Below are 26,533 nucleotides of genomic sequence, written 5' to 3' on the forward strand. Positions count from 1 at the left end.
GCAGGATTTTGCCAAACAGATATTTCGGGCCGGTCTCCGGGCTCGCGCGTATCGAGGCTTTCACCTTCCCATGGCCGTCTGGCCACAGTGGTGTATCGAAAGCATCACGCGCATACCGTTGCGGGGGCAGCACCGGACTTGTTCGAAAAGAACGTACCGGTTTCCCGTTTCACCCCATGCACGGCGGCATGGGACACCTGAAACTGGGCGGCATCTGAACATTCGAAAGACCGTTCGTCAACTTGCCCGAGAGAACCTCGATAAATCTTGAAAGAACAATCTGCGGCGTTTTTTGCAAGAGCAACTAAGGTCTACAGCGGAGAGCAGTGGTGGTTTTTCGCCATCAGGGCAGGGGTGTGGGAGGGGATCCGGGATGATTCAAATTTCTGCAAAACAATATGAAGCCCTTACCTTGGCTTCTGATCTGCGTCTGTCGGAGGACATGGAGCAGCATGTTTATGCGCATCTCCCTTCTTATGCAGAGGAACATGGACGAGCCGGCGTGAAGCAAATCGTGCAGGCTGCGATAGCACGTTCCAGGCAGTGGCAGCTGTCGAGGCGTGCCACTTTTCAAATGCTGAATCTATTGTGCCTGTACGGCAATGAGTTCGAGAGCGATGCCCAGTGCCAGTGGCTGGTGGATGTATTGAATGATGAAGCGTTCGGAGATATGTCAGCCAGGATGAACATGGCGCAAAGCGAGGCGCTTGGAAAGCTGGCTATTGATCAGGAAGAATCTTGAAAGGAGTCGGGAATCGTGGGTCAAAAAAGGAAAACAGTGGGTGAGCCGCATCCGGCGTTCTCCGCTGCCGCCGCACAGGATTCAAACGGCGTTGCGGTTGTGCCGGTTGAGATATGTCCTTATAAAAAAGGAGTGCCGCTAAAGCTCGCATTCTGGAACGTGCAGAATTTCACTGGAGATTTAATCCGGCATGGCAAGAACGTCACCAAGACGCCACTGTCAGCGCCGAGAAATCAGGTGCGAATAGAATTTATCGCCAAAGCGATTAAAACCCTGAATCTGGATGCGTTGGCTCTCATGGAGTTGGGGTCAGACGGCGAGACAGTGATGAGGGGCATTACCGAGAAGTTGAATGCGGAAAAAGAGGGAGTGTGGAACAGTACCTTCAGTCTGGAAAGCGGCGCCAGATTTGAATACCCTAAGCTCATAAAAATCAATATCTATACTTATAAGGATTACGAAAGACAGTTGAGTTCGTTGAGACTGACGCTAAAGCACTACGATGTCACTCATTTCGAGGCTGGTGCGATGGCTGGCTTGGAAATGCGTATTCGTGGGCATAGAGAACTCGATGCTGACTTCAATTCGGAGGTGAGGGAAGCGCTGGAAAGTATCGAGGAAATCGCTAACGGCTGTTCGCCTGATGCTGAAGCGAATGCTATCAAGAAGCTTGAAGAGTTTTTAAAAGACGTTAAGAAAGATAAGCCGTTGCATCAGATGTTGTCCGACATGCTGACCGCGGCCCCATCAAATGTGGGAGATATTCAGCAGAGAATAATCGACTGTGACAGCACGTGCAGTGTCGCCCCTGATACGGCGGTTGCCATTGCAATTGCACATCGTGGAGGAACGCTGGAACTTACGCTGAAAGCGATTCACCCTGTGCCAGAAGAAGGATTGTTTGTCGCGCTCCGATATTTCAAGGTGATCGACGGATATTATGAACGCTATGGATGTGTTTTTCGCACTGAGCTGACTGAGTCGTCAATTAGCCATAAACTGGTTTATTCCGATGTGTGGAAAATAGGCGAAAAGACCAACAGTCGCCAGGCATGGGCTTTCAATCTTTCTGTAGGAGGGAAACAGGTCAGTGCTTATTTGATTCACTCCATGTTTGGTATTGCCACAACTAAAATACGGAGTGAGCCAACTGCCATGGATGATGTGACTGAAGACGTCGAAATGGCACCTGAGCAAGCTCTCGAGGAGGATGAGGGGAAAGTCATCAGTGAAACGCTTAATGAATTGCGTGTCCGGACGTTGATTGCGCAGGCGGATGTCGCCAATAAATCTGAATATCCACCTGTTTTTATTATGGGGGATACTAATATCGCGACCAGTCATTTGGAAGATGCTATCGGAAAGATGAAAGCTGTGGGCTATGGCTATATGTCTGGAGGAGTAAAAACCACACTTAAGGCAGAAACTACCATACTGTATAAGTCTGGTGGCGCCCCTTCCGAATATTTTAATCAGCCATACGATGCGGTTTATCAGCGCAAAGATACCGTCGAGGATTTTCTTACCAGTGTTTCTTATCCATTTGATGAGCAGCTATATGGCATTTTTAATGAGGCTCTGGGCAGTAACGAGCATGTCAAGAACTGGTATTTAGAACTTCTGGTTCTGAAGTTGTCGTGTGTGACCGACTTGTTCAAACTTAGACGTTACAGTGAGTGGGAAAATGTTTTTTTAACTGCCGCTAGTCGTGCAACGTTTTCTCATGAGTTTAAAGGTGATGAATATATTGCAGCGTCTAAAAATTTAAGTGCGCAACTGAAGAAGCAAGAAATAGAAGACGTGCGGTTGAAAAATGCGCTTGCTGTCTATCATGAGGTGGTCAGTTGCAAAGCAAAGATTTTTGCTTTGTTTCATAGAAAATTTATCAGTGATCACCGAATTGTGGTGATGGATATTATATTAAAAAATGAAGTTTTCAACGCAGGCGAATCTCGAAGCAGTAATGCACAAGATGAGGGGGAAGTAATAAAAAAACAACGTAGGGGGTTAGGCACCTGAGCTGTTTTGAATTCCGTAAACCCTTTGACGCACCACGTTCACTGCTTCAGCGGGTTACCGGCAAGGCTTCGATGGCGACATCCACGGCTATGACGCGATGCTCGGCTTCAAGATCAACTTCTAGCCACGCCGAGCATTGCGGGAGCGAACTCAGGCGCTCATTAATTGCTTGAGGTGCAGCAACAGGATGATGGTCTTGCCGTCCATGATCCGGCCGTCATTGACCATCGCCAGCGCCTCGTCAAATGGCAGCTCCAGCACTTCGATGTCTTCACCTTCTTCGGCCAGGCCGCCGCCGGCGCTGATGCGATCTTCGGGATGGTATTCACCAATGAAAAAGTGCAGACGCTCGGTGACCGAGCCTGGGCTCATGAACGCTTCGTAGACCTTGCGCACTGACCTGACGCGGTAGCCGGTTTCTTCTTCAGCTTCGAGGCGGATACGTTCTTCTGGGCTGGCGTTATCGAGCAGCCCGGCAGCGGTTTCGATCAGGTAACCGTCATGACCGTTGACGAAGGCCGGGATGCGGAATTGTCGGGTGAGGATGACCGTGCGTTGCGCCAGGTTGTAGAGCGCGATCGTCGCGCCATTGCCGCGGTCATACACCTCGCGGGTCTGCGCCTGCCAACTGCCGTCGCGGCGCTGAAGTTCGAAGTCGATCTTTTTCAGGATGTACCAGTTATCCGAGAGCAGATGCTGGGCGACAATTCGCACATTGCGATGGTTCATGGGCAGAGATCCTTATGGGCTATCCGTGGATTATCGTGAATAATCAAAAGCTCGCAACGGCATCGCAGGTGCCGGTCAAGTCAGTCAGGGAAGCGTTTCATGGCATTCAGGGTGTTGGTGGTCGGTGGCTACGGTAACTTCGGCAGCATCGTGTCCAGGCATTTGGCGCAAATGGCCAATGTGGCGCTGGTGATCTCGGGCCGCGATCCAGGCAAGTTACAGCGTAAAGTCGATGCATTGAATGGTCAGTCGGGGCGCGTCGTCGAAGGTTGGTGCGGCGATGCCATGGGTAGCGAGTTTGGCTGCGCTTTGCGTTTGCTGAACATTCAACTGGTCATCCACACTGGCGGCCCGTTTCAGGGGCAATCCTATGCGGTGGCCGAGAGCTGCATCGAGGCCGGCGTCAACTACTGCGACCTGTCCGACTGCCGAACGTTCGTCAACGGCATTGGCGTACTCGATGTTCGGGCCAGGCAAGCCGGCGTGGCGATCCTCAGTGGTTGCAGTTCGGTGCCAACGCTGTCGTCGGCAATCATCGACGAACAACGCCAGCGTTTTTCGCGCATCGATTCGATCGAGCATGGCATTTCTTCTTCGGCGAAGATGCCGGGGCTGTCGACCATCGAGGGTGTACTCGCTTACGCCGGCAAGCCGATCAAACAATTGAAGAACGGCAAGGTGCATGAAGTGCTCGGCTGGCAAGACCTGACCTTGCGCAAGATGCCGCAACTGGGCACGCGTCTGCTGGCCAATGTCGACGTCCCGGACATGGACATCTTTGCCCGCCGCTATGGCGCGCAAACTCTGAGCTTCAAGGCCGGCGCGGGTCTGAAACTCGGCGGTGTCGCCAACGGCTTGCTGGCTCAGGCATTGAAGATTGGTCTGCTCCGCGACCACGTTAGTTGGGCCGCCAGGCTGCATCGGCTAGGGACGTGGTTCGAGCGTTTTGGCGACGGTAAAAGCGCGATGTACATCGACGTTCAGGGCATTGGCGTCGAGGGCAAACCGCTGACGATGACCGCGCAACTGACCGCCCTCAACGACAAAGGCCCGGAGATCCCCAGCTGTGCTGCCGTGGCGCTGGCAGCAAAAATGGCCCAGGGTTATCTGCCGTCAGCCGGCGCGCGACCGTGCGTGGGCGAAGTCAGCGTCGCTGAATACCTGGCGGCGATCAACGATCCCGACAACCTGAGTTTGTCCGTGCAGTTCTCCGACGGGCAGATTTGAAATGCTCTACCTGTGCCTGAAATACCTGCATGTGATCGCCGCGATTTTTCTGTTCGGATTCGGCATGGGCTCTTATCTGTACTTGATCGCCGCCAGCCGCACAGGCAATCCGCAAGTGATTGCGCACGTGGCGCGCATGGTCGTGCGCTTCGATACGTGGATCACTACACCTGCCGGTTGCGTGCAAATCATCAGCGGCTATTGGCTGATGAGGCTGTCCGGGCTGCCGATGACCACGGAGTGGATACTGACTTCGCTGATCATTTTCTTCTGCGTCGGTTCGTTGTGGCTGCCGGTCTTGCTGCTGCAGAAGCGCCTGCACGTGATGGCGTCGAACGCGGGAGCGGCGGGGACGGGCCTTGATGCGCAATTTCACGACGTGTACCAGAAATGGTTCTGGATGGGCGTTGCCGGGTTTCTCGGGATGTTCGTGATTGTGCTGATGATGGTGACGAAGATGACGCCTGTGCAGTTGTTCGAGTTGTTGCTTTAACGCAATTTCCGAAGCCCGGCGCGTGCGCGCAAGGCCGTTAGCGAGCCTTCAAAAAGCGTTGTTCATGATCAGGACTCGGCAACAGGCACGTGTCGTACTTGCCGAACAGCCGATAACGATTCAGCGCAATGCGATCGTAAGCCCAGTCGCGCAGCGTGCGTGGCAGCAGGCGCAGCAGCTGGAAAGGCTGCCAACGGGCGGGCAATTGGCTGACGACTTCAAGGAATGCATCCGAGCGTTCCCAGTAATTGCGGTCGCGAATCACCGCCATGGTGTCGAACTGATCAATCGGCAAACCTGCCCACGCCAGCAGCGCCTGCCCCTCGGGTGACTGCACCGCAGCGAGGCGCACGCGGTGCTGGTGATCATGCCGGATCAGGAACTTTGCCCAGCCATTACAAAGCTTGCACACGCCATCGAACAACACCACCGTCTCGCCGGGTTTGAGCAGGGGTGCTGGAGAAGGGCGGGTCTGAGCAGCCATGGGCGGGGTTCCGTTGCGTTGGGGTTGTTCACGATCATAACGGTGGGCTGGCGCAATTGCTCAGCAGATTTTCCTCGCGGGGACGACAACCCGCGCGAGTTTTCGCAGATTGTCGGCAGTTATCTGGTCAAGGATCTGAACGAGTAAATCAGCGTTTGCCCGTGAATCGTCGTGGGGGCATTCATCGCCATTTTGGCAACAGTGTTTGTCCCCTCGGTCGATTTTTCCACGCGGCGTCATCCCATAGCATCGTTCTCAAGCCGCCAGCACTAACGCTGAAGCGGTCACTCAACGAGAACGGTGAACATCATGAGCATGAAAAAAATCGCCTTGGTTTTAGTGCTTGGCAGCTTCGGTGCGCAGGCTTATGCGGCTTCTTCGCAAGGCCAGGAAACCCCGGTTGAAACCTACGGCTACTCGAGCAAACTCGACATCGAACACGTGATCTCGATCACCGAGCCGGCCAACGAATGCGCGCCAGTGCCGGTGCAGATGACTTACGAAGATTCGCAGGGCGAACGCCATGTCCTGCAGTATCAAGTGATGGGAACTGGCTGCTCCAGTTGAGCCGTTGCAGACCGTGGAGGGTCGACACTCCGCCTCTGCTGCACTCAGTTTTCTGCAGTTTGCGCAGCACGTTCATCCGACGCCAGTAATTGCGGTATCGACTGTTTCAGAAATTCCACCCAGGTTCTGATCTTCGCATCGACGAACTTGCGCGACGGATAGATCGCGAACAGGTTCAACTCCTCCAGCCGATACTTCGGCAGCACCCGCACCAATGTTCCCGCCCTCAGGCCATCCACGGCCGATGCAATCGGCTGAATACCAATCCCCATGCCTTTTCTGATCGCGATGGTCATGCCGTCGGCCGTGTTGATATGGAACGGCGACAGCGGAATGGTGATGGTTTCCATGCCTTGTGGTCCTTCGAACGTCCAGTGCTCGACCGGCATCACCGTGTTGACGATCCGCAGGCACTCATGTTCGCTAAGCGCTGCGGGAGAATCCGGCATGCCGAGTTTCTGCACATACGCGGGCGAGGCGCAGAGGATGCTGTAGGTCATGCCCAAGCGCTGCGCGACGAAGCCTGAGTCAGGCAGGTCGCGGGCCAGCACGATGGACATGTCGTAACCTTCTTCGAGCAGGTCCGGGACGCGATTGGTCAGGGTGAGGTCGAACATCACCGTCGGATGAATCTCGCGGTAACGCGCAATGGCATCGATCACGTAGTGGTTGCCGATGGCTGACATCGCATGGATTTTCAAACGCCCGACGGGCAGTGTCTGCGCAGTGCCGGCTTCTTCGTCGGCCTCGCGGACGTCATCGACGATTCTTTCACAGCGTTGCAGGTAGCGCAGTCCCGCTTCGGTGAGCGCGAGGCGGCGGGTGGTGCGGTTGATCAAGCGTGTGTGCAGTCGGGCTTCGAGAGCAGAAACCGCTTTCGAGACGTTGGTCGTGGTGGTGTCGAGCAGTTCGGCGGCGGCGGTGAAGCTACCGCTCTGAGCGACGGCGATGAAACAACGCATGCTCTGGAAAACGTCCATCGTGGTCGTCTCGGTGTTGAGTCGTTGATGATAAAAAGCGGCCTTGGAGCAGGCCGCTGATGTTTCGCGGGTCATGCTTTTCGGGTCATGGCTTTCGGGCAATAAACCCGGGTACGCCGGTTTCTACCACTGAATTGAAACGGATTCGCGTGCTGATCTCTCCCTTGATCTCAAGCATCGCGCGCTGGGGCAATGTGGCGATAGCAAAGTTTTCCTGAATACGGCTCGGCGTCGCCGAGGTGGTCAGAAATGCCGTACCACGCTGCACCGCCCACGCCAGCGCCACTTGCGCCGGGGTTTTCTGCACGTTCCGGGCAATGCTCGTCAGTACAGCATCTTCGAGTACGTTCGGCTGCATGCCATGCCCCAGCGGGGCGAACGCGAGAAGAATAATCCCGTGCTGTTGGCAAAATTCCAGCATCTCCCATTCTGGCAGATAGGGGTGCGCTTCGATCTGCACCACGGCCGGTTTGATGCGTGCCGCGGCGACAATCTCCTTCAGCGCCTCGAGGGTGATGTCGGACAGGCCGATGGACTTGCAGCGACCTTCATCGACCAGACTTTCGAGGGCACGCCAAGTGTCGAGCAAGCTGATTTCGCCATCGTAGATGACATGGCCGAAGACGTCTCTAGGGTCCTGATCATCGCCCGGCTTGAAGGCGAATGGCGTGTGGATCAGGTAGCAGTCGATGTAGTCGGTTTGCAGGCGCTGGCAACTCGCTTCAAAGGCCGGCCGAACGCGTTCGGGACGATGGTTGGTGTTCCACAGTTTGGTGGTGATGAAGACGTCTTCGCGGCGTATCTTGCCGGCAGCAAAAACCTCCTGGAACGCCACGCCGATCTGCGCTTCGTTACGGTAGCGCTCGGCACAGTCAAAGTGCCGGAAACCGCTTTCCAAGGCGTATTTGACGGCGGCGGTGGTGGTACTCAAATCGCGAAACAGTGTGCCGAAACCAACGGCCGGCATCGAGCCTGCGCCATTGTTCAACGGCCAGCGAGTGTCGCGAAGCTCATCGTGAAAGGCTTCGTAAGTCATGATTTTCTCCAGTGTCGGTGGTTACAGCGGTTGTTGATCAGCGTGTTCGCGCGTGGCGAGTTTCTGCCCGAAAACACCGACGGAATTGCCGCCCAGCGCGACGAACAATTGCACGGTGTCGAGATAGCGATCGGTCTTCGCGCGGATCTGCCCGAGCAGCGCCTGTTGGTAGGCACGCTGCGCTTCGAGCACTTGCAACAGGCTGTTTTCGCCTTGGGCGTAAGCCTGTTGGTTGAGCTGCAGGCTGCTGCCGGCGGCGCGCAAGGCGTCGTCCTGCGCGCGGTTTTGCTCAGCGCCGTGATTGATCGCCTGCAAGGTGTCCGCCACCTGGCCGAACGACTGAATCACTGTCTGCCGGTAGCGCGCGAGCGAGGCGTTGTAGCCGTCGACCGAGGCTTGGCGTTCAGCCTTGAGCGTGCCGCCATTGAAGATCGGCGCGGTCAAACCTGCCGCCAATCCCCACAGTGCGGCGCCGCCATTGCCTGACGCGGCTTGTGCCAGCGAGGCCGACAATTCGACGCGCGGATAAAGATTGGCGGTCGCGACTCCCACCGCCGCGCTGGCCGTGTGCAGCTCGGCTTCGGCCTGGAGGATGTCCGGACGATTGCGGGCCATTTCCGAGGGCAGGCTGACCGGGAGGTTCGCCGGCAAGGCAAATTCCTCTAGGGCAAAGTCTGGCGCGATCCAGTCTGCCGGGCCTTTGCCCGCGAGGATCGACAGCGCATGCCGCGCCGCATCGCGTTGTTGTGCCAGCGGTGGCAGCAGGGTGCGATCCTCGGCGAGGCGGGTTTCGGCGAGGGACACATCGATCCGCGTGGTGCTGCCGCTCTGCTGGGCGCGCTGCACCAGATCAAGGTTTTTCGCGTCGTTGGCCAACAGTGATTGCACCGCTTGAATCTGCGCGTTGGCCGACGCGAGCAACAGCGCCTGGCGAGCGACATCTCCGGTCAGGGTCAGGTAAGCCGCTTCATAGCGGTGCTTCTGCAAATCGGTCAGCGCCTGTTGCCCTTCGACCTCGCGCTTGAGGCCACCGAAGGCGTCGAGGTCGAACGCCACGCGAGGCCCGATCGCGTAGACATTGGCGATGCTCGGGTCAGCCCCGGTGTGGGTCCGTTGACGACCGGCCGCGGCGGCGAAATCCACCTGCGGAAACAGCGAACCTTCCGCCGCTGCCACAGAGGCGGCAGCTTGGCGGAGGGTTGCGTCGGCGGCCAGCAGTTGCAGATTGCCGTCGATGGCGCGACGCATTACTTGGTCGAGTTTTGCCGAACGCAGGGCCGTCCACCAATCACCGTTGATGCGCTGGCCCATGTCGAAACGCTGTTCGGCGGGTTGACGTTCGGCTTGCTGATCGTAGTGTTGCGACGAACTCGCGGCGGGCCGTTGAAAGTCCGGGCCGACGGTGCAGGCGCTGAGCATCGCCATTATTGCCAATGCGCTGAGTGCACTGGGGAATGCGGAGCGGGTGAAGCGCGTAGACGTTTTCATTGTGCAGACTCCACGAATATCAGTTGGCCGCAGCAGGTTTGCGCAGGAACAACACCAGCGGGCTCACCACGAGCATCGCCAGCATCAGAATCTTGAATTGCCCCATCACCGCGACGAACGCCGCCTGATGGGTCACCAGATGGTTCAAACCTTCCAGCGCCGGCAGCGAGGTCGGCAGCGCCACGCGATAGGGCGTCAACTGACTGACCAGCGCCGAGTGCATCGCCTGGGTGTTGTTGAAGAAAAACAACTGCACTACTGCCACGCCGAGGGTGCTGCCATAGACGCGCATCAGGTTGAACAGGCCGCTGGCCTCCGGGCGCAGTGTCGGGTTGATGGTGCTGAATGCAGCCTTGCTCAGTGCCGGCATGAGAATGCCGAGGCCGACACCCTGGACGAACCCGGTCACCGCCACGGGCGTCCAGTCCATCAATGGCGAGTAACCGAGCATCAGCCAGTTGGCATACACCACCAGGGCAATGCCCACTGCTATGAACGCGCGGGTGTCGACCCACGCCGGCGCCCGGCCCATCAACAGAAACGCACCGACCAGGCCGACACCGCGCGGGATGGTCAGCGCGCCTGTGGTGTCGGGTGGATAACCGAGAATCTCGTCGAGCATCGGCGAGGTCAGCGCCATGGTCGACAGCAGCACGAAACCGAGCGCGAAGAACATCACCGTCGACAACATGAAATTGCGGTCGCGCAGCAACGCCTTGCTGATGAAATGCGCCTTGCTGGTCATCCGATGGACCACGAACAGGTACAGCCCGAGCACACAGGCCAGCGTCTCGATCCATATTTCCGCCGAGTCGAACCAGTCCAGCCGTTCGCCACGGTCGAGGCACATTTGCAGGCAGATCATGCCGAGGGTGAAGGTGGCGAAACCGAAGAAATCGAAGGTTTGGCGTTGATCGGCCTTTTTCTCGCCGAGCAGCAGCGTCACCACCATGAAGATGTACGCGAGCAGTGGCAGGCTGAGGTAGAACATCGGCCGCCAGTCGAAGTACTCGCAGATGACACCGCCGATGCTCGGCCCACTGACGATGCCGAACAGCACCAGCGCCGTCCATTTAGGAGCGAACGCCGGACGTCGCTCGGCGGGCAGCGTTTCCAGCGCAATGGCCATCGACAGCGGCGCCAGTACGCCACTGGCCAGGCCTTGCAGAATGCGCGCAGCGATGAACTCCAGCGGCGTGCTTGCCAGCGTGCCCAGCCAAAGCCCAATGGCGAACGCCAGCAGCGCCAGTTGATAGACCCGCTTCAAACCGAAGCGCGCAGCCAGCCACTGGGCAATCGGCAACGTGATCGCGCTTGCGGCCAGATAGGCGGTGAAGATCCAGCCAGCCTGATCGTCAGTCATCGACAGGCTGCCCTGGATTAACCGCAACGCGGCATTCGGCAACGGCAGGTTGACCGATTGCAGATAGGTCGCCAGCAGGGCAACGGCGTACAACCAGCGTTTGTCAGCGGCGGCGTTCATCACGAATTACCTGCGCTGAGCAACGACTTCAGCGGATACCACCATGGCGTGCGGTGGCCGGTATCGACCTTGACCGTGGCGCTGGTGCCGGAGAACAACGGCAGCGTCGGGTCGGTTTCGTCGAGCTCGAGCCGCACCGGTACGCGCTGCACCACCTTGACCCAGTTCCCGGTGGCGTTTTCCGGCGGCAGCAGGGCGAAATCGGCGCCGGCACCGGGGCTCATGCTGATCACGTGCGCCGGCAACGGCCGATCCGGGTAAGTGTCGAGGGTGATGGTCGCGGACTGGCCCGGGCGCATATGAGTGAGCTGGGTCTCGCGAAAGTTGGCTTCAACCCAGATCTCCCGGTCGGAAATCAATGCGAAGGCCGCGCCGCCGTTGTTGAGGTAGTTGCCGACCTGCAAGTCATCGACTTTGGCGACGATACCGTCGGCCGGCGCGGTGACGGTGGCGTACGACAGATAAAGCTGCGCCTCGTCGAGTTGTGCCTTGGCCTCGCGCACGGTCGGGTGGCGGTCTATGGCGATGTCCGGATTGCCGTTGAGCGCAACCACGGTGCTGGCGATCTGTTGTTCGACCGAGGCGATGCGTTGGCGCGAGACCTTCAAGTCGGTTTCGGCGCGCTCATAAAGGGCACGCGAAACGAACTCGGTGGCGATCAGCGCTTTCTTGCGGGCGAATTCTTTCTGATCGTAATCCGCCGAGGCTTTCGCCGATTGCAGTTCCGCCTGTTGCTGGCGATAGCTGGCCTTGAGCCCGTCGATGCGCAGGCGCGCGTTGCCCAACTGCGCTTCGGCGCGGTCGACGGCAATCTGCAAGGGCTGCGGATCGAGCCGGAACAACAGCTGACCCTTGTGCACGCGTTGATTATCATCGACAGCGATCTCGACCACTTGCCCGGAAATCCGCGCGTTGATCGAAGACTTGGCCACCCGAGCGTAGGCATTGTCGGTGGAGACGAACGGCTCGTTCGCCACGTATTCGCTGTAGCCAATGATGGCGAAGAGCGCGGGAACGCCGCTCATCAATATTGGGCGCAAGCGTTGCTTGAGTGGTTTTTTCGGCGGCGCGTCAGTGAAACCGGGTACTCGCTGGGCGCTCGCTTGTTCTGCGGTGAGATCAATTGGCTGGGTCATGATCTGTTCTTTCCAAATGCTGGAACCTGAACCGGGAATCGGGCCGAGCCGGACAATGACCGGTGACCGCGACGTGATTAATGCTGCAAAAAATCAAATCCGTACGCGGTGGGGGAGGATCGCTCCGTGCCGCTTTTTCTTCGTCGTCACACCCGATTCGAGTGGCGTTACAACAAACCTGCCGATCAAGGAATTTCTGGTTCCTTAATTTTGTGCGATGGTGTAAGAATATGAGCGACGCTCAACCCTTGCAAGGAATTTATACGAGATGGCACAAAATAAACCGACAGCAGCAAAAGGCCGTGGCCGTCCACGCGCCTACGACCCGCAAACAGCGCTGCAACAGGCACTGGGAGTGTTCTGGAATACCGGTTATTCCGGTGCGTCGCTGGACAGCATCGCCAGCGCAGCGGGGATGAATCGTCCGAGCCTGTACGCCGCGTTCGGCGACAAGCACGCGCTCTATATCAAGGCGCTCGATCAATATTGGGCCACCGCGCATGCCGCGATGCAGGCGGCATTGACTGACAGCAGCCTGTCGTTGGCGCAGGCACTGAGCGGTTTTTATGAAGGGCAGTTAGCGATCTATTTTTCCGGTGACGGGCAGCCACGCGGCTGTTTTGCCATCGGCACGGCAACAACCGAAGCCGTCGAGGACCCGGAAATCCGTAATGTGCTGTCAGCCAGGCTGAGCCAGCTCGATGCCGATCTTGAAAAACGCCTGCAAACCGCAATTGATGCCGGCGAGCTGAAAACCGACAGCAATCCTGCGGCGCTGGCGGTGCTGATCTCCTCGCTATTGCACAGCATCTCGATTCGCGCGCGCGCGGGTAAATCCCGTGACGAGTTGGCGGGGCTGGCCGGCGATGCCATCAAGGTTATTTGCGGTTGAGAACGTGTGCGTCGATGCGCGCGGTGATCCACTGGCGACTGTAAGCCAAAACGCTTTCGGCAAACGCCGTCGGAAAGTGGATAAAGCCGTGAGGCGAGGAGGGCAGCAGGTACATCTCGACCGGCGCCGACTGCCGCCAGCGCTCGGCCAGTTCGAGGGTGTCGTCGCGCAACGGATCCAGCTCGCCGGCAAACATCAGCGCGGGCGGGAAGTCGCTGAAATCGCCATACAGCGGCGAAAGTGGGGGCTGCTGGCGCTGCGCGTCACTCAAGTCCGGCGTGAGCAGGCGCAGTGCCGTGACCATGCCGGGGCCGTCCAGCACCAGCGTCTGCGGCGTCGCGGCGTGCACACTTGGCGTGCCGCTCAGATCGTAGACGCCGTAATACAACAGCGCACCGCTGATCCGTTGCAGCAGACCGGGCGATGATTTCAGGGCCAGCAACGTCGCTGCGGCCAGATGCCCGCCCGCCGATTCACCGACGACGATCACCGGCAGATCGGCAAATTCGGCATCGCTCAACAACCCGCGAGCGGCGCACAGGCAATCGTCCAGCAAGCCTTCAATCGGCGTCGACACCGCCAGCCGGTAATCGACCGAGACCACCGTGACCTCGCAGGTATTGACCATGGCAATGTTGAAGTTGTCGTTCATCTGCGCATTGCCGATCACCCAGCCGCCACCGTGAAAATCCAGCACCACACCTTTGGCTTGGCCGTGCGGCCGAATGATCCGCACGGGCACCGCACCGTACATTTTCCGCTCGGCCGTCAGCCCATGTTTGCGCAACTTACCCGCACTGCCGATCTGGCTGGCGCGCAGCAGCGCATGGATCAGCCGAGGCGTAAGGCGATTGCGGATCTTGAAGCGCGGCAGCCAGGCGAGTTTCCGGTTGAACGGGCGCACCTGCGCCAACTCGCGCTCGCCCTGTGGCCACGGTGTTGCGCTACCCCAGTTGGAATCAGTCATCAGCGGTTCTTGAGCAGGATGGAGAAATTCAACGCGGCGGCAACGCACAACCACGCCAGGTACGGAAACAGGATCAGGCCAGTGATCAGGTCCAGTTGCAACGCCAGCACCACCATCGCGGCCACCACCAGCCACAGCAACGTGAGGATCACCATCGCGGCGAACACCTGATGCGCGCCGAAGAACACCGGCGTCCACAGCGTGTTCAGGGCAATCTGCGCCGCCCATAACGCCAGCACGGTTTGGCTGCCGGGGATCAGGCTCAAGCGATAACCGGCCCACGCCAGCAACAGGTAGATAATCGTCCAGGCCACGGGAAACGCCCAATTCGGCGGGGTGAAGCGCGGCTTTACCAGCGATTCGTACCAAGGCCCCGGTTTGAACATGACGCCAGTGGTGGCCGCCGCAGCGCAGGCCAAAAGGAAAATGAAAAAGGTCATCGCCAGTCCTTAGCTGTGATCAGCTTGTTGGGAGTGTAAGAAGAGGACAGCCAGCTGACGCGAAAAGTTTGCCTCAACGCCGCGCTTTTCTCTGTTCGGGGCGAGATGCAGTTGAACTAAAAAACTGACTGACGCGTCAGGATAATCAGTTGCCTTCAACTTCAGCCACGGAGAAGACCATGTACAAATACCTGATCGAATACCGCTTCAACAACGAACCGCGCAGCCATCTGCTCGAACTCAAGCAAGCACAATTGGCCACGCACGAGGCCGCGATGCACCTACTGGAGCTGCATCTGGGCGATGCCGAAAACAGCTTGATCATGCCCACGGCGGATTCGACGCCCGAGCAAATCCTCGAACAGGCCGAGCGGGTAGGGCTGACGCAGATTCAGGTGAAAAACCAGGCGCGCTAAGCCGCTGTTGGCAACGCGCGCCGCGCATCGCATGCTGTGCGCCTGCGCGCGACCAATGATGGGCTTGCCCGAGTGTTTATGCGCAAGGTGCTGAGTGCTTGATCTGCTTGCCTCAGCAGACCGCCGGTTCCTGCGCATTCTGCTCGCTGAGCACACTCATGCGTTCCCCATAGACGCGTAGAAACTCCTCGGCGGCCATCGGTTTGCCGAACAGCCAACCCTGGCCAAAGTGCACGCCACGCCCGCGCAGATAATCCGCTTGCGCCTCGGTCTCGATGCCTTCGGCGACAATCTGCAGACGCAGGCTCTTGGCCATTTCGATGATGTGCGACGTCACCGAACCGGTCGCGGCATCCTGATCGATGTTGTCGACGAACGACTTGTCGATCTTTAGCACGTCCAGCGGCAGTTGTTGCAGGTGCTGAAGGCTGGAGAAACCGGTGCCGAAATCGTCGATAGCCGCCAGATAACCCAGCGCGCGGGCATGATTGACCGTGGTGCGCGCCGAGTCGATCTCGACAAAACCGCGCTCGGTCGCTTCCAGCCAGATCTGCTTCTGCTGCACATTGGCCTGGCGCAGCGCCGCTTCGAGTTTCGGCAGGAAACGGCCGCTGCTGACGTCCTTGGCCGCCAGGTTGATCGCCACGTGCAGGCTGCGATCCTTGACCAGCAGCGGGCCAAGGTCGCGCATCACCGAATCGATCACTTGGTCGGTGATCGGCAGGATCAGACCACTGTGTTCCGCCAACGGAATAAAGGTATCCGGGCGCACTAGGCTGCCGTCCGGATGTTGCCAGCGCACCAGTGCTTCCGCGCCGACCCAGGCGCCATCGTCGAGGCTGACGATCGGTTGATAGTGAACGACGAACTCGCGATTGCGCACCGCCAGCTTCAGCTCGGCCAGCGGCGACAAACGTTGACGGGTGCGCCGGACGATCATCAACACCAACATCCCGGCGAACAGCCCGCCGATGGGCAGCAAGAGCATTTCGCGGCGCAACAGGCCCTGCATCAATTCATGCCGCGACAGGGCGGCGATGGCCACCCAGTCGCCGCTGTGCACGAGGGTGTAGAGGTAACCGTCCTCCAGCGCCGAATGCGAACCGGAATGCACGCGGCTGAGAAAGTGTTCCGCGCCCGGTCGCGAGACGCTGACCAGTTGGCCGGCAGCGGTGCCGACTGCCAGATGCAGATCATCTTCCAGCATCACGTGCAGAAACTGCTCGGGATCGACCAGTACATTGAACGCCGCGTATTGCAGCGCCATCATCGGTTTCGCCGGGACGATGCGCGACTGCACGCCGAGGGATACGCGCACGCCGTCGGACGTGGTGAAATCCTCGCGCCAAGGCGCCGCGTGTTGACCGACCGGGCCCCACGAACCGCAGGCGTACACCTCTTCTTCGACATAGCCGACCGACTTCACGGAAAAGGTATTGATCGTCAGCAGACGCATCTCGTCGATGCTCGCGGGCGTGCAGGGCGCGAGGTGCGAACCGGCGATGCTTTTCAGCGCCCCGGCAGCCTCCTGAAACGTCCCGTTTGCGCGGCTGGACGCCACGGCTGCAAGGGTTTCCAGACGTTGCTGGGCCGACGCCAGATTCAACATCCAGGCGACATAACCCATCAAAAGTACCGGAAGCAAGACACACGGAAGGCCCAGGAGAATGCTCCCCCAGACAATGCGTTTTTTGTTCATGGCGCCACCTTGGCCAAAAGGCCTGTGACGTGCGCACAGCACGGCTGTTTCCAGCCACACCAGAATAAGGCTGCGGCGGCGGGCAAATATTGCCGCAGATCAACATAACTGCCGACCCACGATCCCCTGTAGGAGTGAGCCTGCTCGCGATAGCCCAACCGTTGCCTGACACGACGCCATCGCTGGCAAGCCAGCTCCCACAGGTTTCTATGTGAAGACCGAGATCTCCAGCAACGCCGAGATCCCTGTGGGAGCGGGCTTGCTCGCGAATGCGGTGGGTCATATAGCCAACCAGTTGCCTGACACAACGCCATCGCGAGCAGGCTCACTCCTACAGGTTTTGTGTGAGCAACGAGACCTTGGGCCACCCCAAAACTCCTGTAGGAGTGAGCCTGCTCGCGATAGCGGACTGCCAGCCAACACCATCTCAATCTGACCCACCGCACTTGCGAACAAATTCACTCCCACAATATTGCCAGCCAAATCCCATAGTCCATTCAAACCAGATTCCGCACCCACGCCACCCAGAGGCAGATGGACAATTCACGCACTCCACGGCCCATTCGCGCAGGCATTTTCACTCTCAGCGAATTTGTCATATTCAGTCTCAATTCAGTGCAGATAGTAGGCAGCCCAACGCTTACCGAATGAGGCTGCACTGTGTTTCAACGTCTTGTGTGTTCGCTGTCCGTATTGAGTCTGTCCATCGCCGCCGCCCACGCTGCCGAGTCCGTCCCGCTCGACACCCCACGCCTGAAAGGCATCGACAACTTCCGTGACGTCGCCGGCATCACCACCGCGTATTCCACGGCCCACGACGGCAGCATGCGCGCCGGAGTGTTCTATCGCTCCAACGCGCTGACCCCGACGGCGTCGGATCTGGCCATCCTCAACGGCCTCGGCATCAAAGCCGTCTACGACCTGCGCACGCCCAGCGAAATCGCCGGCACACCAGACACCATGATCACCGGCGCCACCTGGCAGAACATTGACATCATCGGCAGCACCACCTCCGGCGCGAACATCACCACAACCTCTTTCAAAAGCGCCGCTGAAGCCGTCGCGATGATGGAGCAGACCAACCGTGCCTTCGTCAGCGACGCCGGCATGCGCGGCCAGTTCGGCAAGCTGTTCAACGAACTGGCGACCACCGACGGCGCGCAACTGTTCCACTGCACTGCCGGCAAGGACCGCACCGGCTGGACCGCCGCCGTATTGCAGAGCATCGCCGGCGTCGACAACGCGACCATCATGGCCAACTACCTCGCGACCAACGACTACACCGCCGCCCGCGTCGCCGCCACGTTGAAAGCGATGCCCGCCAGCATGGCGTCCGTCTACGGCCCGTTGCTCGGCGTCCAGGCCAGTTACCTGCAAGCCGGCCTCGACGAAGTCACCGCGCAATACGGCAGCATGGACAGCTACCTCAAACAAGGCCTCGGCCTCTCGCAGGAAACCATCTACGTCCTGCGCGGCAAACTCGTCGAATACAACAGCCTGCCAGGCCAGGCCGGACTGATCGGCAACGCCGCTGCCGGCGCCGAATTGCTCCGCCAATTGCAAAACACCAAGCTGTCCGGCACCTACAGCGCTTACAACTACTACCTGCAATCGGCCATCGACGCCGGCACCCTCGGCGGTGTCGAATCTCAGGTCGGCGGCCAGGTTCACGCCGACGCCGCCAGCTACCTGCTGCGCCAGAACGCGATGATCGAACAAGCCGCCGCACCGTTCGCCAGCGGCAGCGACCTCAAAGTCGGTCAATACCGCCTCTGGACCACCGCGCTCGCCGGCTACCTCGGCACCGACGGCTCATCCCACGCCGACAGCAGCAACGAACACAGCCAAGGCCTGATGGTCGGCATCACCCAACGCTTCAGCGAACAACTCAGTGCGCGCGGCGGTTTCGGCTACAGCAAAGGCACGGTCGGCGGTGCGGGCGGCGAAGCCGACACCGACTTCACCTTCCTCAATGTCGGCGCCCGCTACGGCTTCACCAGCCTCGAACAAGGCCTGTTCCTCGACGCCAACGCCAGCGCCGGCTACGTCGATTACGACAGCAAACGCGACCTCGGCGGCGGCCTCGGCACCGCGAAAGGCAACAGCCACGGCAACCTCACCGGCGCCACCGTCGCCCTCGGCTACCGCGCCCCGGTCAACGGCATGACCTTCGAGCCGAGCCTGGGCTTTCGCATCAGCCACCTCGACCTCAACGGCTTCACAGAGAAGGGCAGCGAACTCTCACTCGACGTCGACGACAACACCGCCACCCGCCGCAGCGCCGTCGCCAACCTCAACGTCGCCTTCGCCCCGGTGGCGATGGGCGCCTGGCAACTGGTGCCGGGTGTACAAGTGGGATACGAACGCGCACTTGGCGACAACGAAGTCGATAACCAAAGCCACCTGCTGGGCCTCGACATCGAACAGCGCGCGGCTTTTGATAATCGCGATCAGTTCAGCGGCGGCGTCAACGTCATGGCCAGCCTCGGCGCCCTGAGCCTGGGCGCAGAAGTCGGCGCCAATGGCGGCGGTGACAGCCACGGCTTCAACGGCGGCCTAAAAGCCAGCTACGCCTTCTAAGAAACACACGGGGTCAAGGAAGACCCCAATCCAACAAACACCCCAAAACCCAAATCAAAAACCCCTCACCCTAACCCTCTCCCGAAGGGAGAGGGGACTGACCGAGGCGTCTTGCGTCATGCATCGACCTGAAAGATCGAGGCGATTATGGATTCAAAGCAAGACGCTCAGGTCGGTGTAGATCTTCAATATCCCCGGCTCGGTTCCCTCTCCTTAGGGAGAGGGCTAGGGTGAGGGGAAAGCAGTCACCGCAAAATCAACTGGCGAACTCGGTCAAACGCCTCCGTGCCCACTCCTCGATCAACCGCGCCGGCGTGCCATCCCCACGCTTCGCGACCCGTCGGCGCGGTGCGACGTTTAGCTAAATCTTCTCACCACACGTTACCTGGCAAACCTGTTACCCAATCACTCCCGAGCCCGAAACTCCGCCGGACTCACCCCATAAGCCCCCTGAAAATACTGACAAAACCGCCCCACATTACTAAACCCAAACCTTAACGCCACCTCCGTCACCGACCCCGAATCCCGCCGCGCCAGCACCTCATAAGCCCGCTCCAGCCGCACCTGCCGCTGATACCCCACAATCGACGTCCCGACAAACCGCCGAAACCCCTCCTGCAACGCCCGCTGACTCACATTGCTCAACCGCGCCAGATCCACACCGCTCACCAACTGCTCCGGATGCGCCTGAATAAACTCCACCGCCAACTTCACATGTCGCGGCGCAACCATCGCCGTCGGCCGCCGCAACGCCTCGGAAAAGTTATGCGGCCACGCCTCCAGCACCGCATCAATCAACATCTCGCGCAACCGCGACGGCATCAACGTCCCGCTGTTGATCAACAAATCAAACTCCGTCCCCGTCGCCAGATCAATCAACGCCTTGATCCCCTGAAACGCCGCCGAATCCAGATTCACACTCGGCTCAAACACAATCCTTTCCAGAATCGGTTTACCCAACAGCGTTGCCAACCGCTCCGTCAACTGATGCCGACTGATCGACATCCCGTGATGCGCGTGACCATCAAAAAAGCGCATCGTGCGGATGTCAGCCTTATCGATCGCCAAACCAACCTGGCAAACGCCGATGGCCTCGGTCGCGTGGTTGAAGACAATCTTGCCCGCCGTGGGGATGACGAACGTGATCTCATCCTGTGGGTCGGGAAAGGCAACGGTGAAATCTCCGCGATAATGCATCCGCCGAAAACTCACACCCTCATGCCGCCCATAAACCCCACCAATGATGATGTTCGACGGCAGCGGCGGATTGTCCGCATAGCGATTACCAAACAACTTCGAAAAAAGTGCACCGAAGTCGTCCGAACGCAGATTGTCGGAGCGCAGAATAATTTGCTGGCGAACAGGAGACGGAAACACCTTGGCGGCACCTTCGGTTGGGGGCTCTAGGACAGGGGGGTGGGGCAGCGCGCCGAGAAGACTAGCAGAGGAAATATGACGCGTTTGTGACAGCCTGAAACATGCCGTAACACCGCCGGGCCACGTTTAAGCAAAGGACACTCGGCAGGCCATGGCCGACATGGCAACCTGCACGCCACTGTACTCAGCGAGCAAACACAGGCCCCGCGCCAAGCCCCAGGCCCTGTTTGACCCGCCCTGAAAGTCCTGAAGATCATTGGAGCGGCAATGCAAGCCAACACGCAAACACTCCCCATCACCCTGACCCCGGAACTCGACTTCGACCAAAACGCCGCCAGCGCTTTCGGCGAATCGCTGACCACCGAATACACCCAAGCCACGCCATTCCCGCACATCGTCATCGACAACTTCCTGGAAGCCGACGTCATCGCCAGCATCCGCGAACACTTCCCGGTCGAACCCACCAACAACGAACAAATCTACGAGCGCGGCTACAAAGGCCAACTCAAACGCCAGATCAGCCCCAACGCCTGCAGCCCGTACCTGAAGAACGTCTTCAACACCTTCAACTCCGCACCCATGCTCGAATTCCTCGAAAAACTCACCGGCATACAAGGGCTCATCCCCGATCCTTATTTCGCCGGCGGCGGCCTGCACGAAACCAAAAACGGCGGCTTCCTGGGCGTGCATTCGGATTTTCGGCTGAACAAAAAGCTCAATGTCGAGAGGCGGCTGAACGTGATTATTTACCTGACCGAGGACTGGCAGGAGGCGTACGGCGGCAACCTGGAGCTTTGGGATGTGGGGATGAAGAAGTGCCTGAAGAAGGTGCTGCCGGTTTATAACCGGTGTGTGATTTTTAATACGGACAAGGACAGTAACCACGGGCACCCGGAGCCGTTGACTACGCCGGAGGGGATTACGCGGCGGTCGATTGCGCTTTATTACTACACGGCGAGTGGGGTGGGTGGGGAGCTGGGGCAGAGGAATAAAACGCATTATAAGCCGAGGCCGAAGGATCGTTGGAGTTTGGGGTATTACGTGAGTAAGGTGTTTAGGAAGAAGGGGTGAGGTTTGCACTCGTAAATTCAGTTTTCTTGCGTATTGGATGATGAGCGGGTTGATTGAGTTAGGTCTGCTGCTTTCGGTCAGAAGCGGCCATGCTCGAAGGGCGGCTTTCGGCCAAACGCGGACATTCCAGAGCGATAGCTACCGGCCCAAACGGATATTTTTCAATTGTAAGGTAACGACTGACATTGCTCCCTATGACTTATCAATGCAGCAGGTTTGACGCTTTCAAAATCGAAGCTAGCCTCTTGATAGCTTCACTCCAGCAAAGGCGCTGCTCAGGTTGTCAAAGGGAAGTTCACCATGGCGAAAATTCAGTTACCTAAGGATGCGTTACAGCGGATCAAGCTCGGCCAGGCATTTGCTGAGTACGACATCATTAGGAATGACCATGAACTATTTGTCACGACGCCAGCTACATTGTCAGCGTTAAACTTGGACAGCTCGAATTGTTTTTTTGTAGGTCGGAGAGGCGCGGGAAAGACTGCAATTACCTTTGAGGTGGAACGCCGTTTTTCACGGACGATAAATATCGTCCCTCAAATATTCGACCTTCTCAAATTACCCTTAGACCACGAACAGTTTCTAGATACACGACAGCGTCCTTTCAAATCGTTAATGCACTCTATGGAGAGAGCGTTGATTGATGAAGTTATCAAGATATGGGTAGCGGAGGGAGCTCTTAGCTTTGACAAAACCTCTGATACGATTCGGCGGGAGAGAGGTTTGATCGAAGACTGTGATTTCGATCAGCGGGTGCTTAACTTGACCGAGGAAATATTTGACGCTTACACCAAGGACAATGACAAGCTTTGGCTTCGGCAAATTAGTCGCAGCAAAAATCTGCTCACTGAAATAAACCAAATATCTGCGACCGGCCCGTTAAATTATGTATTACTGATTGATCGATTAGATGAATCGTGGGACGGATCGAATTCAGCAATTATTTGCCTCATGGCGTTAATGCATGCCACAGTTAGGCTAATAGCGTCAACAAAGCATATAAAACCGTATGTATTTATTCGAGAAAACATTTATGATCGAATACGCTCGCTCGACAATGAATTCTCTCGACTAGAAACATCTGTAGTTTTCTTGGATTGGTCTTCTGAAAAATTGACAGAACTGGTTGAGCGTCGATTGGTCAAGCCGTTCACAACCAAACCAAAGTTAGGCGGGGAAGCTTGGGAGTGTTTCTTTGATTCTGAAGGTTTGAAAACGAGTGCATTTTCGGTAATGAGTCTTTGTCAAAATCGCCCTAGAGATATTTTGATGCTGGCGAGTTACGCCATCGACTCAGCAATTAATCACGGCAACCAAAAAGTCAAAGATGCCGACATGGATGTTGCCTCAAAACGTTATAGCACAAGTCGCCTAAAGGATTTGGGGGATGAATACTCTGAAAACTACCCCAATATCAGCCTGGTTTTGGAATATTTTTTTGGACTTGGGAACGAATATACCTTAGTAGCTATTGAAGACTTTATACAGAAATTACTGGTTACAGAATCAATTAACAAATACTGTAACTCATGGTTTTACGATCACACAACTCCCTTTAGATTTGTTGAGGTCTTATATGGGATAGGTTTTTTGGGGATTCGTAGGAAGAAAGAGGTTGAATACAAAGAGTCAGGAAAAGATTCCAATGCAAAGCCATCATTCGATAATAGCTCTACTTTCTATATCCATCCCACATACCACGAAGCACTGAACCTGCAGCCGCTCTTACTGAAAGACCTAAGAGATGAAACGCAGTTAAAAAACGAAGGCATTCTGGAAGATCTGCCAGATGCTTTTAATAGAGACGAATACAAAGAGGCACTTCAAAACACTCTTGATAATTTAAGGACCCTTCCCAAGGGACATGCGGGCTCCAAGGAGTTCGAAGAAATTGTTGGAAGCATCATAAAATTATGTTTTTTTCGATCACTAACGAATGTTCAACCGAGAGAGAGAGATCTTGAAGGAACTACGATCAGAGACTGGGTAGCGTCAAACCGAGCACCTGAAGGATTTTGGGAGGTGATAAGAAATAAGTACGGATCCACTCAAATAGTCTGGGAATGCAAGAATTATGATGTGTTGAAGTCAGATGACTTCCATCAAATAAATTACTATTTAAATGATACGTTTGGTAGATTTGGGATAATCGCGTTTCGGGGCGAGGATATGAGGGCCAACTACTATCGCCATATATCGAACATCATAAATCGGAACAGATCAGGCATGGTGGTGGTGCTAACACAAAAAGATTTAGAGGTTTTTCTCAGGCAGGCAATAAAAGGGGCATTTAAAGAATCACACTTGCAGGATAAGTATGATCAAACTATTAGACAGATATCTTAGCTTGTGATGTGAGGGCTACTTTTGGTGTTGGCCTATTTTAACAGCCCAGACAAATGATCAATTCTATTTTTCTCTAGCACGGGAGATGTTTTCTTCACTTTATCGCGTTCGTCGTTTTTTCGCTCAATTCGCGTTCGCCGCGCTGTGCTTAGCAGATCTGTTAATCCATGTCATCTACTAAAAGAGGGCCAAGAATATTGTCTTCAAGAATGCACCAGCGAATGAAAGCCGAATATGGCATCCTTTTCTGAATCAGCATTCGCATGCGATCAATAGATTTATTTTTATCATCTGCCATTGCTAACGGATCGAAATAAGAATCCATTTGATCCAAAAGTAAATTGTACTGCTTGAAAACCTTGTCTCTTAAGAATTCGCTAGAAATACGTTTATTTACTGTATGATCGCTATTGAATACTTTTACAAGCAGCTCTGAGGTTTTAATGGTCCGAGGATCTTGATTTGTTGGGCTAACCATTACCGACTTTCCGCGTGGAGTCATCGGGGGAAGAAGCTTGATGGAACGAAAGGCATCGTATTCCGGATCACAACAATCGATAATTTCATTGAAAGCATTGCTTTTAATGTTATTGCATCTGCTGCAGGCAAAGTACAGATTATTCCAATCGTACTTCAAGCCAACATCGCCCTCGTGTGCAAAAAAATGCTCGATATTTATGTCATGTGGATCGTTTGTTTCACAGATATAGCACTTATCAAAAAATACTTTTCTCAGTTCAGTATAAACATCGGCACTATCATACGATCTTTCTTGTGCGAGCGATGCAGGAGCGGGATAAGTTCGGGTGGCATTAAACACTACGATCACCACTTAAACTTTTGTTCAAAATTATCCTGGCTCTCTTAATATGCATTGCGGACTCCGAGTCCAAATCAGATTCATGCTTGCTAACTATTTTCAGAAGCTTCTGAAGTTCTTCGAGATCGGGGGATTTATTTTCTATAATAGCGAAAATACGATCAACCTTGCCTGTCACGATATGTGAAACGGGCGGCGTATCGAATAACCCTTTTAAGATTGACTCATATGAATACATTGATAAATCATCTATCTGCTCAAGTGTAGATATATCATAGATAACAGCATTGCTTACCGAGGACACGACAAAGGGAGAATGGGTTGTAATTATGAATTGAATATTTGGGAAAGCATTCATCAAGAACGAAAGGACTTTTCGCTGTAATGATACGTGGAGATGGGCATCAATCTCATCAATAAAAACTAAGCCATATAATTCTGAAGGAGGAATGTCACGCAATTCAATCTTCATAATTAGATTAGCATAGATAATTAACAAAGAGGAAAAGCCAGATGATAAATTCTGAAAACGATAGGGTGTCTTTTGATCTTGGTAAATAAAGAAGCATTGCTTATTTGAATCAAACCGTATGAGGAGAGTTGGGTCTTCAAAGAGACTTCTAAAATCGCCCTCCAGTTTTTCAAACCAGTTCACGATGGTTTTAGCTGAAAGCGGATCGTTTCCTATATTAGGCGATTCAGCATAAGCCTGTAGCGTGATTTGGCTTACGAGATATTCTTCAAATAGACCGGATGCCTCAGGAGTGCTTGCTGCTTGTTGAATCAGTTTTGCTTTACTTGTGGCAGAGGCAGCCTCCCTAAAGCTGGCCTGACGAGTAGCTTCAAAAAAAACAAGTACGGCCTTACCCGCCTTATAATCTTCTATGAGCTTTTTCTGGCTGGTGAACACTAAAGGGGGCATCTTCAAATTCGCAATTTTTTTTTCGGCAAATTCTCGCGCCACTAGATGAGATTCGTAATTAGCATGTGCGGGTGAATTGGTTGCTAAAAAATTATTTATGTAGACCACCTGCGATTGTAATGACTCTAGTGACTCCTCGCCGGATAGAAGTTGCTCACAGTATTTGTGCAGGCTTTTAAGCAGCTGAGTTTTACCCGAACCATTTATCCCTGTAATGATAATGCTGCGGCCGTTAGCATGGATTGTGCACTTTTTCTCTGTTCCAGGGATCGTCGCATTTATGGTTGTTACATTTGGATAATTATTTGTCAATCCTCAGCCCTCCAATTTGGCTTTGCTATGTGCTCATCAAATAAAATAGCACTATTTATTATTTTTACCGTAAAAAACACATGTCTTCCCTCTTGGTCAAATACGGCAAGGCCTCATAGTTATAAACATCTGATCCTCTTGTAAAACCTGACCTAAATTGCAGGAATAGTAGCCATAAGTCACGCACGACTGTCAATGATTTATAGCCAAACTCTTCAGGTGCCGATTGGCGGCAATTGGCCGATTTCTGCCTGTCGGGAAGGACCGCAAACGAACCAATGCGAACCTTGAAAATAGGTTTTGGAGC

General features: G+C 55.8%; 23 protein-coding genes and 1 riboswitch. Of the genes, 10 read left to right on the forward strand and 13 right to left on the reverse strand.

The window, feature by feature from the left end:
• Positions 1-9: 9 nt before the first annotated feature.
• A riboswitch (cobalamin riboswitch) is annotated at positions 10-216 on the reverse strand.
• Between the two features lie 157 nt (positions 217-373).
• A complete protein-coding gene (locus tag ACIPZE_RS00425; RefSeq protein ID WP_283436260.1) occupies positions 374-742 on the forward strand; it encodes a hypothetical protein in 369 nt (122 codons plus the stop codon).
• Positions 743-757: 15 nt separating this feature from the next.
• Complete coding sequence (locus ACIPZE_RS00430; RefSeq protein WP_400770488.1) at positions 758-2,761, forward strand: hypothetical protein; 2,004 nt, start codon at positions 758-760, stop codon at positions 2,759-2,761.
• Between the two features lie 150 nt (positions 2,762-2,911).
• Here the strand turns inward: ACIPZE_RS00430 and ACIPZE_RS00435 are convergent, their stop codons facing one another.
• A complete protein-coding gene (locus tag ACIPZE_RS00435) occupies positions 2,912-3,490 on the reverse strand; it encodes an NUDIX domain-containing protein (RefSeq protein WP_400770490.1) in 579 nt (192 codons plus the stop codon).
• A 99-nt stretch (positions 3,491-3,589) separates the two neighbouring features.
• Between ACIPZE_RS00435 and ACIPZE_RS00440 the strand changes: the two genes are divergently transcribed.
• Positions 3,590-4,717, forward strand: coding sequence for a saccharopine dehydrogenase family protein (locus tag ACIPZE_RS00440; protein WP_400770492.1), 1,128 nt, complete (start codon positions 3,590-3,592; stop codon positions 4,715-4,717).
• A 1-nt stretch (position 4,718) separates the two neighbouring features.
• The gene (locus tag ACIPZE_RS00445) at positions 4,719-5,210 is read left to right on the forward strand and encodes a DUF2269 domain-containing protein (protein WP_283436264.1); all 492 of its coding nucleotides are present in this window, start codon (positions 4,719-4,721) and stop codon (positions 5,208-5,210) included.
• A 37-nt stretch (positions 5,211-5,247) separates the two neighbouring features.
• Here the strand turns inward: ACIPZE_RS00445 and ACIPZE_RS00450 are convergent, their stop codons facing one another.
• A complete protein-coding gene (locus tag ACIPZE_RS00450; protein ID WP_283436265.1) occupies positions 5,248-5,694 on the reverse strand; it encodes a thiol-disulfide oxidoreductase DCC family protein in 447 nt (148 codons plus the stop codon).
• 309 nt (positions 5,695-6,003) lie between these two features.
• On the opposite strand from ACIPZE_RS00450, the gene ACIPZE_RS00455 reads away from it, so the two are divergent.
• Complete coding sequence (locus tag ACIPZE_RS00455; RefSeq protein ID WP_400770494.1) at positions 6,004-6,261, forward strand: DUF2790 domain-containing protein; 258 nt, start codon at positions 6,004-6,006, stop codon at positions 6,259-6,261.
• A gap of 44 nt (positions 6,262-6,305) precedes the next feature.
• Here ACIPZE_RS00455 and ACIPZE_RS00460 read toward each other — a convergent pair whose 3' ends face one another.
• The 5 genes from ACIPZE_RS00460 to ACIPZE_RS00480 form a co-directional block, all read right to left on the reverse strand.
• Positions 6,306-7,241 (reverse strand): LysR family transcriptional regulator, encoded by a 936-nt coding sequence (locus ACIPZE_RS00460; protein ID WP_283438616.1) that lies wholly within the window; start codon positions 7,239-7,241, stop codon positions 6,306-6,308.
• 85 nt (positions 7,242-7,326) lie between these two features.
• Positions 7,327-8,277, reverse strand: a complete 951-nt coding sequence (locus tag ACIPZE_RS00465) for an aldo/keto reductase (RefSeq protein WP_283436267.1) — start codon at positions 8,275-8,277, stop codon at positions 7,327-7,329.
• 21 nt (positions 8,278-8,298) lie between these two features.
• Positions 8,299-9,765 (reverse strand): efflux transporter outer membrane subunit, encoded by a 1,467-nt coding sequence (locus tag ACIPZE_RS00470; protein WP_283436268.1) that lies wholly within the window; start codon positions 9,763-9,765, stop codon positions 8,299-8,301.
• Positions 9,766-9,784: 19 nt separating this feature from the next.
• Entirely contained in the window at positions 9,785-11,248 is a 1,464-nt protein-coding gene (locus ACIPZE_RS00475) for a DHA2 family efflux MFS transporter permease subunit (RefSeq protein ID WP_400770497.1), read from the reverse strand.
• Entirely contained in the window at positions 11,248-12,384 is a 1,137-nt protein-coding gene (locus tag ACIPZE_RS00480) for an HlyD family secretion protein (protein WP_129394202.1), read from the reverse strand. Before ACIPZE_RS00480 ends, ACIPZE_RS00475 begins: the two co-directional genes overlap by 1 nt.
• Positions 12,385-12,652: 268 nt before the next feature.
• Between ACIPZE_RS00480 and ACIPZE_RS00485 the strand changes: the two genes are divergently transcribed.
• On the forward strand, positions 12,653-13,276 hold the full coding sequence (locus ACIPZE_RS00485) for a TetR/AcrR family transcriptional regulator (protein ID WP_283436271.1): 624 nt from the start codon (positions 12,653-12,655) through the stop codon (positions 13,274-13,276).
• On the opposite strand, the gene ACIPZE_RS00490 is transcribed toward ACIPZE_RS00485, so the two are convergent.
• Together ACIPZE_RS00490 and ACIPZE_RS00495 are read right to left on the reverse strand one after the other, a co-directional pair.
• Entirely contained in the window at positions 13,263-14,243 is a 981-nt protein-coding gene (locus tag ACIPZE_RS00490; RefSeq protein WP_400770499.1) for an alpha/beta hydrolase, read from the reverse strand. The genes ACIPZE_RS00485 and ACIPZE_RS00490 overlap by 14 nt on opposite strands.
• Positions 14,243-14,683 (reverse strand): TspO/MBR family protein, encoded by a 441-nt coding sequence (locus ACIPZE_RS00495; protein ID WP_129394199.1) that lies wholly within the window; start codon positions 14,681-14,683, stop codon positions 14,243-14,245. The genes ACIPZE_RS00490 and ACIPZE_RS00495 overlap by 1 nt, the downstream gene beginning before the upstream one ends.
• A 179-nt stretch (positions 14,684-14,862) precedes the next feature.
• Here ACIPZE_RS00495 and ACIPZE_RS00500 point away from each other — a divergent pair, with 179 nt between their 5' ends.
• Entirely contained in the window at positions 14,863-15,099 is a 237-nt protein-coding gene (locus ACIPZE_RS00500) for a hypothetical protein (protein WP_400770501.1), read from the forward strand.
• Positions 15,100-15,211: 112 nt separating this feature from the next.
• On the opposite strand, the gene ACIPZE_RS00505 is transcribed toward ACIPZE_RS00500, so the two are convergent.
• On the reverse strand, positions 15,212-16,726 hold the full coding sequence (locus tag ACIPZE_RS00505) for an EAL domain-containing protein (protein ID WP_400770503.1): 1,515 nt from the start codon (positions 16,724-16,726) through the stop codon (positions 15,212-15,214).
• A gap of 732 nt (positions 16,727-17,458) precedes the next feature.
• On the opposite strand from ACIPZE_RS00505, the gene ACIPZE_RS00510 reads away from it, so the two are divergent.
• A complete protein-coding gene (locus tag ACIPZE_RS00510) occupies positions 17,459-19,378 on the forward strand; it encodes a tyrosine-protein phosphatase (protein WP_400770505.1) in 1,920 nt (639 codons plus the stop codon).
• 405 nt (positions 19,379-19,783) lie between these two features.
• Here ACIPZE_RS00510 and ACIPZE_RS00515 read toward each other — a convergent pair whose 3' ends face one another.
• Positions 19,784-20,755, reverse strand: coding sequence for an AraC family transcriptional regulator (locus tag ACIPZE_RS00515; RefSeq protein ID WP_400770507.1), 972 nt, complete (start codon positions 20,753-20,755; stop codon positions 19,784-19,786).
• Positions 20,756-21,022: 267 nt separating this feature from the next.
• On the opposite strand from ACIPZE_RS00515, the gene ACIPZE_RS00520 reads away from it, so the two are divergent.
• Positions 21,023-21,826: a 2OG-Fe(II) oxygenase gene (locus tag ACIPZE_RS00520; protein ID WP_400770509.1), complete on the forward strand. Its 804-nt coding sequence runs from the start codon at positions 21,023-21,025 to the stop codon at positions 21,824-21,826.
• A 300-nt stretch (positions 21,827-22,126) separates the two neighbouring features.
• Complete coding sequence (locus ACIPZE_RS00525) at positions 22,127-24,172, forward strand: P-loop ATPase, Sll1717 family (protein ID WP_400770511.1); 2,046 nt, start codon at positions 22,127-22,129, stop codon at positions 24,170-24,172.
• A 160-nt stretch (positions 24,173-24,332) separates the two neighbouring features.
• Here the strand turns inward: ACIPZE_RS00525 and ACIPZE_RS00530 are convergent, their stop codons facing one another.
• Together ACIPZE_RS00530 and ACIPZE_RS00535 are read right to left on the reverse strand one after the other, a co-directional pair.
• Positions 24,333-24,992 carry an HNH endonuclease gene (locus ACIPZE_RS00530; protein ID WP_400770513.1) on the reverse strand — a complete coding sequence of 220 codons (660 nt, stop codon included), beginning with the start codon at positions 24,990-24,992 and terminating at the stop codon, positions 24,333-24,335.
• Entirely contained in the window at positions 24,985-26,226 is a 1,242-nt protein-coding gene (locus ACIPZE_RS00535; RefSeq protein ID WP_400770515.1) for an AAA family ATPase, read from the reverse strand. The genes ACIPZE_RS00530 and ACIPZE_RS00535 overlap by 8 nt, the downstream gene beginning before the upstream one ends.
• Positions 26,227-26,533 lie beyond the last annotated feature (307 nt).

This window comes from Pseudomonas sp. NPDC089741, from assembly GCF_044748825.1.
Taxonomy (GTDB): Bacteria; Pseudomonadota; Gammaproteobacteria; order Pseudomonadales; family Pseudomonadaceae; genus Aquipseudomonas; species Aquipseudomonas helmanticensis.

What these genes read in the sequence shown, in the direction of transcription:
- ACIPZE_RS00495 (WP_129394199.1), bottom strand. Translation starts at nt 14,683, where the DNA reads ATGACCTTTTTCATTTTCCTTTTGGCCTGCGCTGCGGCGGCCACCACT.
- ACIPZE_RS00500 (WP_400770501.1), top strand. Translation starts at nt 14,863, where the DNA reads ATGTACAAATACCTGATCGAATACCGCTTCAACAACGAACCGCGCAGC.
- ACIPZE_RS00445 (WP_283436264.1), top strand. Translation starts at nt 4,719, where the DNA reads ATGCTCTACCTGTGCCTGAAATACCTGCATGTGATCGCCGCGATTTTT.
- ACIPZE_RS00520 (WP_400770509.1), top strand. Translation starts at nt 21,023, where the DNA reads ATGCAAGCCAACACGCAAACACTCCCCATCACCCTGACCCCGGAACTC.
- ACIPZE_RS00465 (WP_283436267.1), bottom strand. Translation starts at nt 8,277, where the DNA reads ATGACTTACGAAGCCTTTCACGATGAGCTTCGCGACACTCGCTGGCCG.
- ACIPZE_RS00480 (WP_129394202.1), bottom strand. Translation starts at nt 12,384, where the DNA reads ATGACCCAGCCAATTGATCTCACCGCAGAACAAGCGAGCGCCCAGCGA.
- ACIPZE_RS00485 (WP_283436271.1), top strand. Translation starts at nt 12,653, where the DNA reads ATGGCACAAAATAAACCGACAGCAGCAAAAGGCCGTGGCCGTCCACGC.
- ACIPZE_RS00490 (WP_400770499.1), bottom strand. Translation starts at nt 14,243, where the DNA reads ATGACTGATTCCAACTGGGGTAGCGCAACACCGTGGCCACAGGGCGAG.
- ACIPZE_RS00450 (WP_283436265.1), bottom strand. Translation starts at nt 5,694, where the DNA reads ATGGCTGCTCAGACCCGCCCTTCTCCAGCACCCCTGCTCAAACCCGGC.
- ACIPZE_RS00525 (WP_400770511.1), top strand. Translation starts at nt 22,127, where the DNA reads ATGGCGAAAATTCAGTTACCTAAGGATGCGTTACAGCGGATCAAGCTC.
- ACIPZE_RS00475 (WP_400770497.1), bottom strand. Translation starts at nt 11,248, where the DNA reads ATGAACGCCGCCGCTGACAAACGCTGGTTGTACGCCGTTGCCCTGCTG.
- ACIPZE_RS00435 (WP_400770490.1), bottom strand. Translation starts at nt 3,490, where the DNA reads ATGAACCATCGCAATGTGCGAATTGTCGCCCAGCATCTGCTCTCGGAT.
- ACIPZE_RS00455 (WP_400770494.1), top strand. Translation starts at nt 6,004, where the DNA reads ATGAGCATGAAAAAAATCGCCTTGGTTTTAGTGCTTGGCAGCTTCGGT.
- ACIPZE_RS00425 (WP_283436260.1), top strand. Translation starts at nt 374, where the DNA reads ATGATTCAAATTTCTGCAAAACAATATGAAGCCCTTACCTTGGCTTCT.
- ACIPZE_RS00470 (WP_283436268.1), bottom strand. Translation starts at nt 9,765, where the DNA reads ATGAAAACGTCTACGCGCTTCACCCGCTCCGCATTCCCCAGTGCACTC.
- ACIPZE_RS00440 (WP_400770492.1), top strand. Translation starts at nt 3,590, where the DNA reads ATGGCATTCAGGGTGTTGGTGGTCGGTGGCTACGGTAACTTCGGCAGC.
- ACIPZE_RS00460 (WP_283438616.1), bottom strand. Translation starts at nt 7,241, where the DNA reads ATGGACGTTTTCCAGAGCATGCGTTGTTTCATCGCCGTCGCTCAGAGC.
- ACIPZE_RS00505 (WP_400770503.1), bottom strand. Translation starts at nt 16,726, where the DNA reads ATGGGTTATGTCGCCTGGATGTTGAATCTGGCGTCGGCCCAGCAACGT.